Consider the following 12,695-nt stretch of genomic DNA (forward strand, 5'->3'; position numbering starts at 1 on the left):
GGATGCACCTCCGTTGCCATGAATGATTTATCCGAACGAGCAATAACATGACGAAACCCTTAGCTGATCGCACCGATGTCTACGACGTTATCGTCGTCGGCGGCGGTGTCGTGGGATGCGCATTGGTGCGGCGATTCACTCTGGAAGGGGCTCGCGTGCTGCTGTTGGAAAAGAGCTCTGACATCCTGTCGGGGGCCAGCAAGGGCAACAGTGCGATCCTCCACACCGGCTTCGATGCGCCTCGGGACAGCCTTGAACTGCGTTGCATGCAGGACGGCTACCAGGAGTACCTGGACATTCATGCCAGGATGAACCTGCCGTTACTGAAATCGGGGGCCATGGTGGTCGCCTGGAGCGAGGAAGATCTGCGGAAGCTCGACGGCATCGTTGAGCAGGCTCATGACAATGGCGTCGCGGACGTCAGGATCATCGACCGTGAACGGGTTCGGGCCCTGGAACCTCACCTGGCCGCTCACGCGCTTGGGGCCGCCGAAGTGCCGGGCGAATTCCTGATCGATCCATGGTCTGCCCCCCTGGCCTATCTCCAACAGGCGCTGATGCATGGCGCGAACACGCAGTTCAACGCCGAGGTCACGAACGGCCAATTCGATGGCGGCGTATGGCGCCTGTTAACCTCTCGCGGGGTGTTCCTGACGCGGACGGTCATCAATTGCGCCGGGTTGTTCGGCGACCACCTGGAGCAGAAGCTCCTCGGCCAATCCAGTTTCTCGATTCACCCTCGCAAAGGGCAATTCGTGGTGTTCGACAAGGCTGCCTCGCGCTACCTGAAGAACATCGTGCTCCCCGTACCGAACGAACGCACCAAGGGCATCGTGCTCACCAGGACCGTGTACGGCAACCTGCTCGTCGGTCCAACCGCCGAAGAACAGGATGATCGCCTCCATGCCCGGCTCGACAGCGAAGTCCTCAGCCAACTGATTGCCGCGGCAGTCGAGCGTATCCCGGCGCTCGAAGGCATGCCGGTCACCGCAACCTATGCCGCCCTGCGTCCGGCATCGGAGAAAAAGGAGTACCGGGTACGCAAGGTCGAGGGCAAGAACTGGATTACCGTAGGAGGTATCCGCTCGACTGGCCTGACCGCTGCGCTGGGCATCGCTAAACATGTCTTCAGCCTTTATGACACCCAGCACTGCCCCCCGGCCAATCAGCAGTGGCCATCGATGCCGAACCTGGCGGAACACTTGCCTCGGGACTATCAGCAGCCTGGGTATGGAGAGATCGTTTGCCATTGCGAAATGGTCACGCTTCGCGAAATCGATGCAGCGCTGCGCAGCCCTCTCCCTCCAGGCGACCTCGGTGGGCTCAAGCGTAGAACCCGCGCCTGCATGGGCCGTTGCCAGGGTTTCTACTGCGGGGCACGCGTCGCCGAGCTGAGCGCCGGCCATCTCGCCATTCCTCTCGCTACAGGTGATTGCCATGAGTCCCACTGAGATCGAAAACGTCGACGTCGCCATTGTCGGAGGTGGCCCCTCCGGACTTTCTGCCGCCATCGAGCTGCGCAGGCAGGGTATCGGCAAGGTGCTGGTCATCGAGCGCGAACCCGAGGCAGGCGGTATTCCTCGCCACTGCGGGCACCCGCCGTTCGGGTTCTGGGAATACGGCCGCGTCTACTCCGGTCCCGACTACGCCAAGCGCAATGTCGACGAAGCAAAAAAGGCCGGCGTCGACATACGCGTCCTGCATTCGGTGACCCGCCTGGGTGCCCATGGACAACTGGAGGTCGTGAGCCCGCAAGGTCCGCTGCGCATCCATGCCCGCCGGGTGCTCATCGCGACCGGTGCACGCGAGATGCCACGCTCGGCACGCCTGGTCGGAGGCGATCGCCCCCTTGGCATCATCAATACCGGGGCCTTCCAGTCCTACCTCTACCTCAAGCACCTCAAGCCGTTCGAGCGGCCATTGATTGTCGGCACTGAACTGGTCAGCCTCTCCTCCGTGCTGAGTTGCCGCAAAGCAGGCATCCAGCCCGTGGCGATGATTGAAGCCAATCAACGTGCCACCGCGCGCTGGCCCCTCTCGCTGTTCCCCCGGCTCTGCGGCGTGCCCATGTACTTCGGCGCACAGCTCCAGGAAATCCACGGCACAGGCCGTGTAGAGGGAGCAAGCGTCAAGCTGGCGGATGGCAGTGTCAGGGAATTCGAGTGCGATGGCGTGCTGTTGACCGGACGTTTCGTGCCCGAGTCAAGCCTAGTCAGGCTGAGTGACCTCAAGCTGGACACCAGGAGCGGTGGCCCTGCCATTGACCAGTACGGGCGCTGTTCCGACCCGGCCTACTTCGCCGCCGGGAACCTTTTGCGCCCGATTGAAACCGCAGGCTGGTCATACCGCGAAGGTCGCAAGATCGCGACCCTGATGGCCCGTGATCTGCGCGACCCACTGCCGGCGCCTGGTCAGGAAATCGAGGTCGTCTGCAAGGCTCCGCTCAAGCTCTGCGTGCCTCAGCGCCTGAGCCTTGCGCCGGTCGAAGGCATGAAGAACCTGCAGATGCGCGTAAGCTGCGCCAGCCGTGGTCGTCTACTGATCAGCGCTGATGGCAAGGAACTCTGGTCGCGCAGTATCTCGGCGCTGCCGGAGCGCCGGATTCTCGTTCCCATTGCCGCGTTGAACGTTGCGCCAGGCGTGCGCCAGATTGAAGTCGACTTTGTCGGCGAGTAAGACAATAGCCGAGGAGACTAAAAGAAATGCGTATTGCCGCAATAGACCAAGGCACCACCAGCACCCGTGTCCTGGTCGTCAATCAGAATGGCTCGGCCGATATTCAGTTATCACTGAGGCATCAACAGCACCATCCTCACCCAGGCTGGGTGGAACATGACCCGATCGAGCTGCTCAACAACCTGCAGCGCTGCCTGGAGTCGACCGGCAAGGTCGATGCGATCGGCATCGCCAACCAGGGCGAAAGCTGCCTGGCCTGGGATGCCAGAACGGGCGAGCCTCTATCGCCAGTGATTGTTTGGCAGGACAACCGCACCGCGGCAGAAATCAACCGCCTGCGAGCCACTGGCGCCGAGGCCCTGACACTGTCCAGGGCGGGACTTGCGCTGGACCCGTACTTCTCCGCGAGCAAGCTGGCCTGGATCGTCCAGAACCTGCCCGCCGCCCAGAGTGCGCTCAAGGCCAAACGCCTGCGTCTGGGTACCACTGACGCGTACTTCCTGGACCGACTCACCGGGGTGTTCGCCACCGACGTGACGACCGCCTCGCGGACCTCCCTGATGAACCTGGCCACCGGACAATGGGACAGCGAACTGTGCGAGCTGTTTGGCGTACCGCTGGAAACCTTGCCGGAAATACGCGACACCGTCGGCTTCTTCGGCGAGATCGGGGTTACCCCTGTCACCGCGTCCATCGTCGACCAACAGGCGTCCCTGTATGGCCATGGCTGCCGGACCGGTGGCGACGCCAAGATCACCTTCGGTACTGGCGCCTTTGCGCTGACCGTCACCGGAGACCAGATCATCCAGGCACCGGAGAAAGGCCTGCTGGCAACCATCGCCTGGCAGATTGCCGGCAAGCCCACCTATGCCATGGACGGTGGCGTCTACGATGCCAGCGCAGCCGTCGAATGGGCCGGGCGACTGGGCCTGTTCAGCGACTTTTCCGAACTCGCCGCATTCGAGCAAGCACCTGCCATTTCACGGCGCCTGACGTTCGTACCGGCGCTGTCGGGCCTGGCTTGCCCGCACTGGGATCGCAGTGCCGCCGCCCTGTGGGTCGGCATGAACGGTGGTACCACTCGCCAGGACATGTGCCAGGCGTTGCTGGAAGGCGTCGCGCTGCGCAGTGTCGAGGTCATCTCCGCCATGGACGCCTTCCTGAATGTGACCGACCAGCTGTCCATCGATGGAGGTCTCGCGCGCAGCCCGTATTTCGCCCAGTTCCTCGCCGATGCACTGCAGCGCTGCATCGTCACGCAGCGTTTCGACGAGTTGACGTCGTTCGGCTGTGCCGCCCTGGCCGCAAAGGGCCTGGGCATTGAGCTGACGCCTCCTCGCAACACCAGCACGAAGTTCCGTCCTCGCATCGACAGCGGACAAGCGCAGCAATGGCGCGAAACATTTTCCGACGCCGTGAAACGCTGCAGGGATTGGAGGTAAGTCCACGGGAGAGTTTGAAACTGGTAGCGGGGCAAGCCTTGCTGCCAGGTTGACTCTGCCCCGCCGTTCCAACGCCTTGTCACCCTTCCAGCCGGCCAGCCAATGGTGCTTCGTGCACATCGACATGGGCTTCGGCCAACGCCCTCGCCAACTCTCCTGCCGGCTTGCGGTCGATGATCAAGCGATCGATGCGCTCCAGCGGAAAAACCTGGAACAAAGCACGCTTGCCCATCTTCGAGGAGTCCGCAATCACCGTCAGGAAGCGCGTGCGCGCGATCATGGCCCGAGTGATCTCGGCCTCCTCGATCGAGAAGTCGAAAGCGCCATCAGCACTCAACGCCCCGATCGTCACGACCGCATGCTCGGCGTTGAAACGCGCAATCTGCTCCATCGCCAGCGCCCCCGTATTCTGGGCAGAGTCCGGCCGGTATTCGCCCCCGATCATGAAAACCCGGTTACCACTGGCACCGATACTTTCGGCAATCATCAGCGAGTTGGTGATGACCGTGATACGGCTGAGCTTGGCCAGCTCCCGGGCGAAGAACAAGGTGGTCGTACCGGTATCGATCAGGATGCTGTCGCCGGGCGAGTATAAGCCAGCGGCATAACGCGCCACCGCGCGCTTCTCGATGGAGAACTCGTTCATCCGCGTCTGGAATGCGTTCTCGTGCTCACCTCTGGGGGGCAACGATGCGCCCCCATGGTACTTGGTGACTTGCCCCCCTTCAGACAAGGTAGTGAGGTCTCGGCGAATCGTCTCCTGAGATGTACCGAGGGTTCGAGCCAGCTCCTCGACCGAGATCCTTTCTCGCTGCCTCAACAGTTCCAGTATGTGTTGCTGTCGTTCATTGGGACGCATCGTTACTCCTCTGTTATGTCGTCATTGCCCCATCACCGCGCACTTCTGTTACCGAGGAACACAGATGAGGCATGGGTAACCGTTGCGCTTCAGGACTGGACTGCTTGGTTGCGCCGGATGCGTTGGAATACACAAATGGCTCCCACTCCGTCACGCCCAGCGTCCAAGGCGTTTCGTCGAAGACTACGCCGTCGAATTGACCGAATCCAGTAAGTAGATTCCGCAAAACCACAGCAAAACAACGAATGGCATGCGAAGTGGTTAGTAAACACTCAGAAACCTCAACATAAAAGGCTGTACTCGACCCCAGCCAAGGCCAGGTTTCACAGGAAGACTGCATGTGGTCTGCGACCAGATCGGTACCGAAACAACAACAAGTTCATGCGGGACGCCCTCAGGGCGGAGCCCGCCGGCACGGTGAGAGAAGGTGAAGCAATGGCTGAGTTTGGAAACTATGTGATCTACCTGATCATGATAGGCGCGATGGTTGGCGCCTTTGCGTCTGTCCTGAAGCCGCAAAGCGGTCTGGGAAAAGAGTTCGTGAATGGCATCCACTCGATCGGACCGGTGTTCCTGGCCCAGGCAGGGATCATGATCTCGATCCCCTTCCTGTCGAAGTTCATCGAGATGGCCCTTGGCCCCTACTTCAGCCTGATGGGCTCCGACGTCTCGATCGCAGCACTGTCGATCATCGCCGTGGACATGGGCGGCTACCAGTTGGCCGATGCAATCGCGGCCAACCGCGATGTCTGGATCACCGCCATGATCGTTGGCTACACCTCGGGGGCAACGATCGTCTATCTGATTCCGGTCGGCCTCATGATGCTCGAGCACAAGGACCACAAGTACCTTGCCCTCGGCGCAATGGCCGGTTTGATCAGTATCCCCTTTGCTGTCCTGACCGCGATGCTGATGATCACGAGTTTCAACATTCCCGTGCGCGAAATCGTGTCGACCAGTTCGCCCGCCCTGCATTACCTGACCCTGGACTTTGTCGCCTGCCTGAAACTGCTGGCGCCCCTGTTCGTCTTCTGTTTCGTCCTCGCTGCGGGGCTGCGATACCAGGCGAACCTGATGGTCACTGGCTTCCTGGTGTTCGGCAAGGCGATGGATGCCTTCATCAAGATCATCCTGGCCCTGGCGATCGTGGAGCATTTCACCGGTTTCTTCATGAAGCATTTCGGCTTCTGGGGATTCGACCCCATGTTCGCCGACCAGAAGGAGCTGTTCCGAGCCATCGAGATTGCAGGCTACATCGGCATCATGCTGGCCGGCACCTTCCCCATCTGCTACCTGTTCCAGAAGTACTGCCGCAAACCGATGACCATACTGGGCCGGCACTTCGGCCTGTCGCCCTCGGGTGCCGCGGCCTTCGTGATGGTGTTCGCCAACATCATCGCCGTGTACCACGTGTTCAAGAATCTCAACGCCCGCGACAAAGTCTTGTGCGTCGCCCTGGGCGTCTGTGCCCAGGCCACCATCGGCGATCATCTGGCGTTCACTGCGAACTTCCAGCCCTCGCTGATCATGCCCGTTCTGCTGGCCAAACTGTTTGGCGGACTGCTGGCAGTGGGTATCGCGATCAAGTTCTCCGTTCCGGCTGCCCAGCGCTACGAGGCGGCGGAGCGCACTCAAGATAAAGAGCAGGACTGCGCAGACATGCCGGTTCCTCGCTCCGCGTAATTGCCAACCCACGAAGGCGAGCGACTCGCCAAATTGAAAGAGGTAGAAATGCGTAAGATTTTCCTGGCCTGTCCTTACAGCCATACCGATGCCAAGGTGATCCACGAGCGCTTCCAGGCCTGCAACCAGGTGGCGGCCAAAATCGTAGAGTCGGGCAACGCTGTTTTCAGCCAAGTGACGATGTCGCACCCGATCAACCTTGCGTTTACAGGTAAGGACAACGCCGCAATCGGTAAACTCTGGGCCCCTGTCGATGCGGTGTTCATGGACGTCATGGAAGAACTCATCATCCTTGACCTGCCAGGCTGGGAGATCAGCTCCGGCATCAAGCGCGAAATCGAGTTTTTCAAAGGCCGAGGCCAGAGAGTCAGCCTCTGGTCCGAAGTCGACCACGAGTTTCATTAATCCGAAGGGGGTCGTATGACCCCCTTCTCATTCCTGACCAAAAACAAGCCCGGCGCCCGGCAGGAGCGACGATCCGCCAAGGCATGTGTTGTCAGGAATACTGATGATGATCAGCTTTTTTCATCAGGCGAGACGGACATAGATTGGCACGCTCAACTGCCTGCCCAATGGTAACGTCCATGTTCTCCCAAGAAGTGCCCGTTTCGCCCCCGACCACCCTGCTCACACGCTCCAGCCAACCAGCCCCTTCACTTAGTGCAGTCCAGGCCCAGGCCTTGCTGCGGGCGCACTATGGCCTTGAAGGCGCCCTGCAAACGCTCGGTAGCCAACAGGATCTCAATTACCGACTGGATACGCGGCAAGGGCGCTTCGTGTTCAAGGTCTGCCACGGCAGCTACGCCCGGGTCGAACTCGAAGCGCAACAGGCGGCCCTGACCTTCCTGCGCGAACAAGGATTGCCGGTGCCGGCTGTGCATGCGGCACGCAAACTGGGCCGCGTATCCTAGGCGATCGGCAGGGCGATCGCCCAATTGGAAGCGGAGCTGGACTTGCAACTGTTCGACCGGGCCACGCGCAAGGCCCTGCCGACGGCGGCGGCCCTCGCCCTTGAGCCCCAGGCACGGCAGGTCATCTGCCAGCTGAATGCGCTCGACGCCCAGGCCCTGCAACTGCACAAGGGACTGGAAAAGCGCTTGAGCATCGCCATGGCGCCAGAGCTGCAAACCGGCAACTGGAGCCAACCCCTGGAACGCCTGGCCCAGGAGTTCCCCAATCTGCAGATCGAACTGCGCTCGGCCTCGCAGACCGAAGCGGTACGCATGCTGCACGAAGGCAGCGTGCAGTTGGCTCTGGTCTTCGAACGGCCCGGCATCGATGAGCGCGAGTCTTTTCTCGAGGCGGGCAGCCAGTTGCTGGTGGCGATTGCCTCGCCCCGGCATCCCGTCGCGCAAGGAAACGGCGTTCCATTGAGCGAGGAACAACTTGCCAAGCAGCGCCAGATCATCGTGACCTCGGGAACCCCCACAGGTTCCGATCCACGTATCGTGCTGTCCCGACAGATCTGGCTGACCGACAGCTACCTGGCCACCCTGGATCTGGTCCAGTCCGGCCTGGGCCTACCTGCCCCAGCCATTGGTGCAACCTCTGATCGCCTCGGGCGCCTTGAGGGAAGTGCACTTCGACAAACATGGCCAGCCGACTGCGGCTGTGGGTCGATGTCATCTGGATCAAGTCGGAGCCGCTGGGTCTGGGTGCCCAACGGTACCTGCAGATCATCCGCGAGGTGTTCGCCAACGAACCATCGAGGGCATAGGCCCAGTTCGAGCGCGCAGGCCCCGTAGCGTGGCAGAAACGAGCCATTCACGCGGACATTCGACGCCGTATGAAGACGCTCACGCGACATCTCTCATCTCGAAACAGAGAAATATCTCCAAAAAGAGATTTTTCTTCCTGCGCGATTGGGCTGGCCTTTAAAGGAAAAAAGCACAAAGACCGTCTTGATTTAAAGACTCCCATCATCCCTTGTTTTCTTCGATTTCAAAAATAAGCCATGGAAGTCAATCGATTACAGATCTGGCACGGTCTTCGCTATGTCGCCGACGCGGCTTAAGCCCGCATAGCCGACATAACAACAATCAAGGCTGCCCGAATGCGAATCCACCTCTGCGGACACCACGGCTGGTCCCGCTTCGCAAACGGTGCCGTGCCAGGAGATCACTAATGAGCCGTGCCGCTATTCTCGCCACACTGGGCTCCACCCTCGCGCTCTCGCCCCAGGCCTTCGCCGAGTTTCTTGCCAACAGCAAAGCCAGCGTCGAGCTGCGCAACTTCTACTTCAACCGCGACTTCCGCCAGGACAACGCCCCGCAATCCAAACAGGAAGAATGGGCACAGGGCTTCCTGCTGCGCTACGAATCCGGCTACACCGAAGGCACCATCGGCGTGGGGGTCGACGCCCTTGGCCTGCTCGGCGTGAAGCTCGACTCCAGCCCCGACCGCGCGGGCTCCGGCCTGCTACCGCGCGATCGGGAAAGGGTCAACGGCGCGCCGGACAACTACAGCGAGCTGGGCCTGACCGCCAAGTTGCGCGCCTCCAAAAGCGTGCTCAAGGTCGGCACCCTGCTGCCCAAGCTGCCCACCGTACTGGCCAACGATTCGCGCCTGCTGCAGCAGACCTTCGAAGGGGCGCACCTGAACTCCAGCGAGTTCGCCGGCCTGACTTTCGACGGCGGCCGCTTGCGCCAAGTGAGCCAGCGCGACTCCTCCAACCGCGAGGACATGACCGTCACCACCGGCAACGCGCGCGGCATTGTCGCCAGTGCTACCAGCGACCAGTTCGACTTCGCCGGCCTGAGCTACAAGTGGACACCGCAACTCACCACCGGCTACAGCTACGCCAAGCTCGACGGACTCTACGACCAGCACATCGTCAACCTCGTGCATGTGCTGCCGATCAGCCAAGGACAGTCGCTCAAGACCGATCTGCGGTATGCCCGCTCCGACGACGACGGCCACAGCAACGTCGACAACCGCGCCTTCGGCGCCCTGCTGACCTACACCCTGGGCGGGCACGGCTTCGGCGCCGGTTATCAATCGATGAGCGGCGACACCGGCTTCGCCTACATCGGCGGCGCCGATGCCTTCCTGGTCAACTTCGTCCAGATCGGCGATTTCGCCAACCGTGACGAGAAGTCCTGGCAGGCCCGCTACGACTACGATTTTGCTGCGCTCGGGATGCCCGGCCTGACCTTCATGACCCGCTACCTGTCCGGCGACAACATCGAGTTGGGCGCCGGCCGACCCGAAGGCAAGGAGTGGGAACGCGACACCGACATCGGCTACGTAGTACAGAGCGGACCGTTGAAGAACGTCGGCGTGAAGTGGCGCAACGCGACCGTGCGGTCCAGCCATTTCGGCAACGATCTGGATGAAAACCGCCTGATCCTCAGTTACGTGCTGCCACTCTGGTAATTCCTCAACACGACTGCGCGCGGCTCTGGCCGCGCGACACTTTACGCCAAACCCCACGCACCAGCTCCTTCAACATCAACACCTCTGCCCAGCGATCCGTGATATCACGCCCATCAGCCCCTGTGATCGCATAAGGCGGCGGGCCGAGTTCGCAGGTGAAGAGACCCGGCGGGTATGTTCGGGCGCGCCAGCCAATCCTCGATCCCTAACGCCACCCGCTCAGGAATCGATCCAGCCAGGGTCGATGCTGGGCAAAGCGCGAGGGCACATGGACCCGTTCGCCGTTGGCGACCCGACCGTGCAAGCACCAACTGTGGCGCAGGATGGTGAGGATCTGCTCGTCGTCTTCAGCAGAAGTCGACTCAGGCAATTCCCGGCCCACGACGTAGTAGCACAAGGCTGCCAACCGTTTGAGTTCGGGCATTTGCGCGAGGTTCTGGCCCGGCCTGACGGGCCTACAGACTGAGTCTTTCCAATGCCGCTCGCAGCTCTGCACTGTTGCCACCCAAAGCGCTGGTGGCGATCACCGCATTGCGAAGAAGGACAGCCGCCGCGTGCTCGATGTGGTCTTTCACCAACCGATCGGATGGCCCTGAAAGTGTGAGCGCTCCCTTCAATTCGCCGCCCATGGCAAACACGGGTACGGACACCGCCGTGGTCTCCGGGTCTCGCTCTCCGAAGGAACATGCCCAATACCGTTCCCGAACCTCTGCCAGCGCTGGATCTGCGTGGCGCAGGAATGCCCTCAGGATTTTCCCGGAGGCCCCTGAGTGCAGCGCAAAGCGTGCGCCTTCCAATACGGAAACCCGCACGGCACGCTTTGGCTCGACGCGGAAGAGCACCACGCGACTGCCGTTTTCAAGCACATAAAAGGAAGAGGTTTCGCCGCTCTCTTCAGTGATCGATTCCAGCAACGGGTGGATCACGTCACGCAACCGGAATGACGCCTGGTACAACTGGGAAAGGCGCAATGGCTCCGGACCGACCGAATAGTTGCCATCGCTCGAGCGGCGCACGAATCCGGCTTTTTCCAGCGAGGCAATCAGGCGCAGGATGGTGCTTTTATAGAGCCCGGTACGTCGCGCGATCTCCGCCAGGCTCAAGTATTCATGATCGATATTGAATGCACCGAGGATCGCAAACGCACGATCAACTGCCGCTACACCTCCTTCGGATTGGCTGGTTTGCTCCGCTGGATTCTTGTCTGGGTCACTCTTCATGGTTACTCGCAAGCTCTAGATAGTCGACGACCGAAAGGGACGGCCTTGTCCAACCGTCGCGTCAGACATTTTTCAGTCGCAGTAACATACCCTTTCAATCCCGACTGCCGCCACTGGATCAATCCTCGCGCAGAAAGAAACGCAACAACGTCACCATCCCCGCAGCGAAAAACATGATGCAGCCCATGACCATCAAGCCAGCCGTGAAAGAGCCGGTGTAATCCTTGAGAAAGCCCATCAGGTAGGGGCCGACGAACCCGCCGAAGGCACCGATCGAGTTGATCAACGCAATGCCTCCAGCCGCCGCCTGGCCACGAAGAAACTTGCCTGGCAGGGTGTAGAAAATAGTCTTGCCGGCAATCGTACCGACCAATGCCAAGGTGATGCCGATCAAAGCGGGAACCAGGGCATCCATCTGCAGGGCCACCACCAGCGCCAGGCCTGCCAGAAGCATGGCCAGGGTCAGGTTGAAAATGCCTTTGCCAGTGCGATCGACATGTTTCGCCCAGATCAACAAACCAATGGTTGCAAAGAAATACGGAATGGCTGCAACCCAACCAATCATGCTCACCTCTACGCCGTGAGCCTTGAGCATCTGCGGCAGCCAAATGCCGATGCCATAGGAGCCCAGCGTAAAGCTGAAGGTGATCGAACTGAGAATCCATACTCGAGGGTCTTTCAACGCCGCCTTGAAACCGTGGCTGTGCTGACCTTTGCTCTGCTCCTGCGCCAGCATGCCATTGAGCAGCTCACGCTCGTCATCGGAAAGCCACTTGGCTTGTGCGGGTGTACTGGTCAGCACCTTCAGCGTGACCAGCCCGAGGATGCAGGCCGGAATCCCTTCGATCAGAAACATCCACTGCCAGCCCGCAAGCCCCAGAATGCCATGCATTTGCAGCAGCCAGACTGACAATGGACCGCCAACTAGGAATGAAATGGGCGTGGCGACGGTAAACCATGCAAGTACGCGGGTTCGGTATTGAGCCGGAAACCACAGGGTCAGAAAAAATATGACGCCGGGAAAGAAACCCGCCTCGGCAATCCCGAGAATCAGCCTCACCACGTAAAAACTGTTGGGCCCGACCACCAGCGCCGTTGCCGCGGCAGCCAGCCCCCAGGTGATCATGATCCGGGCCATCCAAAGCCTGGCGCCATACCGGTACATGGCGAGGTTACTGGGGACTTCGCACAAGCAATAGCCAAAAAACATGATGCCCGCGCCCAGACCAAACTGCGTTGCAGTCAGCCCCAGGTCTTCAGTCATCTGCAAGGCGGCATAACCGACGCTGGTGCGGTCCAGATAGTTAAAAAAATAGGCCAGGGCAAGCAGCGGGATCAAGCGCCATGCGGCCTTGTGCAGTACGCGTGTCTGTTGCTCGCTCAGTGACTGCGAGTCGGTGCTACCGGCACGTTTTGGGGTTGCCGTGACAATCGCCATGA

The 12,695-nt window shown here is 60.6% G+C and carries 9 protein-coding genes and 3 pseudogenes; 8 read left to right on the forward strand and 4 right to left on the reverse strand.

Annotated features, from left to right (window positions below):
* Positions 1–47: 47 nt before the first annotated feature.
* From ACEN8Q_RS12180 to ACEN8Q_RS12190, 3 genes are read left to right on the forward strand one after another with little or no spacing between them, the layout of a single operon-like run.
* On the forward strand, positions 48–1,451 hold the full coding sequence (locus tag ACEN8Q_RS12180) for an NAD(P)/FAD-dependent oxidoreductase (protein WP_413705268.1): 1,404 nt from the start codon (positions 48–50) through the stop codon (positions 1,449–1,451).
* Positions 1,438–2,676, forward strand: a complete 1,239-nt coding sequence (locus ACEN8Q_RS12185) for an NAD(P)/FAD-dependent oxidoreductase (protein ID WP_413705269.1) — start codon at positions 1,438–1,440, stop codon at positions 2,674–2,676. The genes ACEN8Q_RS12180 and ACEN8Q_RS12185 overlap by 14 nt, the downstream gene beginning before the upstream one ends.
* A 26-nt stretch (positions 2,677–2,702) precedes the next feature.
* Positions 2,703–4,118, forward strand: coding sequence for an FGGY family carbohydrate kinase (locus ACEN8Q_RS12190; RefSeq protein WP_413705270.1), 1,416 nt, complete (start codon positions 2,703–2,705; stop codon positions 4,116–4,118).
* Between the two features lie 79 nt (positions 4,119–4,197).
* Here ACEN8Q_RS12190 and ACEN8Q_RS12195 read toward each other — a convergent pair whose 3' ends face one another.
* The gene (locus ACEN8Q_RS12195; protein WP_413427997.1) at positions 4,198–4,977 is read right to left on the reverse strand and encodes a DeoR/GlpR family DNA-binding transcription regulator; all 780 of its coding nucleotides are present in this window, start codon (positions 4,975–4,977) and stop codon (positions 4,198–4,200) included.
* A 435-nt stretch (positions 4,978–5,412) separates the two neighbouring features.
* Here ACEN8Q_RS12195 and eutH point away from each other — a divergent pair, with 435 nt between their 5' ends.
* The 5 genes and pseudogenes from eutH (at position 5,413) to ACEN8Q_RS12220 (ending at position 10,035) form a co-directional block, all read left to right on the forward strand.
* Positions 5,413–6,660: an ethanolamine utilization protein EutH gene (gene eutH, locus ACEN8Q_RS12200; RefSeq protein WP_413705495.1), complete on the forward strand. Its 1,248-nt coding sequence runs from the start codon at positions 5,413–5,415 to the stop codon at positions 6,658–6,660.
* Between the two features lie 48 nt (positions 6,661–6,708).
* Entirely contained in the window at positions 6,709–7,065 is a 357-nt protein-coding gene (locus tag ACEN8Q_RS12205) for a DUF1937 family protein (RefSeq protein ID WP_413427996.1), read from the forward strand.
* A 179-nt stretch (positions 7,066–7,244) separates the two neighbouring features.
* Positions 7,245–7,547, forward strand: a pseudogene (locus ACEN8Q_RS12210) (phosphotransferase); the annotation flags it as partial.
* Positions 7,542–8,377: pseudogene (locus tag ACEN8Q_RS12215) on the forward strand (LysR family transcriptional regulator); the annotation flags it as partial. The pseudogenes ACEN8Q_RS12210 and ACEN8Q_RS12215, both read left to right, overlap by 6 nt.
* Before the next feature lie 407 nt (positions 8,378–8,784).
* Positions 8,785–10,035 (forward strand): OprD family porin, encoded by a 1,251-nt coding sequence (locus tag ACEN8Q_RS12220; RefSeq protein ID WP_413427995.1) that lies wholly within the window; start codon positions 8,785–8,787, stop codon positions 10,033–10,035.
* 4 nt (positions 10,036–10,039) lie between these two features.
* Here ACEN8Q_RS12220 and ACEN8Q_RS12225 read toward each other — a convergent pair.
* From ACEN8Q_RS12225 to ACEN8Q_RS12235, 3 genes and pseudogenes are all read right to left on the reverse strand, one after another.
* Positions 10,040–10,468: pseudogene (locus ACEN8Q_RS12225) on the reverse strand (sugar phosphate isomerase/epimerase); the annotation flags it as partial.
* A 22-nt stretch (positions 10,469–10,490) separates the two neighbouring features.
* On the reverse strand, positions 10,491–11,267 hold the full coding sequence (locus ACEN8Q_RS12230; RefSeq protein ID WP_413427994.1) for an IclR family transcriptional regulator: 777 nt from the start codon (positions 11,265–11,267) through the stop codon (positions 10,491–10,493).
* 106 nt (positions 11,268–11,373) lie between these two features.
* Positions 11,374–12,693, reverse strand: coding sequence for an MFS transporter (locus tag ACEN8Q_RS12235; RefSeq protein ID WP_413427993.1), 1,320 nt, complete (start codon positions 12,691–12,693; stop codon positions 11,374–11,376).
* Positions 12,694–12,695: the final 2 nt, after the last annotated feature.

The organism is Pseudomonas sp. Pseusp16 (genome assembly GCF_047324915.1).
GTDB classification, from domain to species: Bacteria; Pseudomonadota; Gammaproteobacteria; order Pseudomonadales; family Pseudomonadaceae; genus Aquipseudomonas; species Aquipseudomonas fluorescens_CD.

Bases quoted from the DNA above. Each gene is read 5' to 3' on its own strand.
- ACEN8Q_RS12180 (WP_413705268.1), top strand. From the start codon at position 48: ATGACGAAACCCTTAGCTGATCGCACCGATGTCTACGACGTTATCGTC.
- ACEN8Q_RS12185 (WP_413705269.1), top strand. From the start codon at position 1,438: ATGAGTCCCACTGAGATCGAAAACGTCGACGTCGCCATTGTCGGAGGT.
- ACEN8Q_RS12190 (WP_413705270.1), top strand. From the start codon at position 2,703: ATGCGTATTGCCGCAATAGACCAAGGCACCACCAGCACCCGTGTCCTG.
- ACEN8Q_RS12195 (WP_413427997.1), bottom strand. From the start codon at position 4,977: ATGCGTCCCAATGAACGACAGCAACACATACTGGAACTGTTGAGGCAG.
- eutH (WP_413705495.1), top strand. From the start codon at position 5,413: ATGGCTGAGTTTGGAAACTATGTGATCTACCTGATCATGATAGGCGCG.
- ACEN8Q_RS12205 (WP_413427996.1), top strand. From the start codon at position 6,709: ATGCGTAAGATTTTCCTGGCCTGTCCTTACAGCCATACCGATGCCAAG.
- ACEN8Q_RS12220 (WP_413427995.1), top strand. From the start codon at position 8,785: ATGAGCCGTGCCGCTATTCTCGCCACACTGGGCTCCACCCTCGCGCTC.
- ACEN8Q_RS12235 (WP_413427993.1), bottom strand. From the start codon at position 12,693: ATGGCGATTGTCACGGCAACCCCAAAACGTGCCGGTAGCACCGACTCG.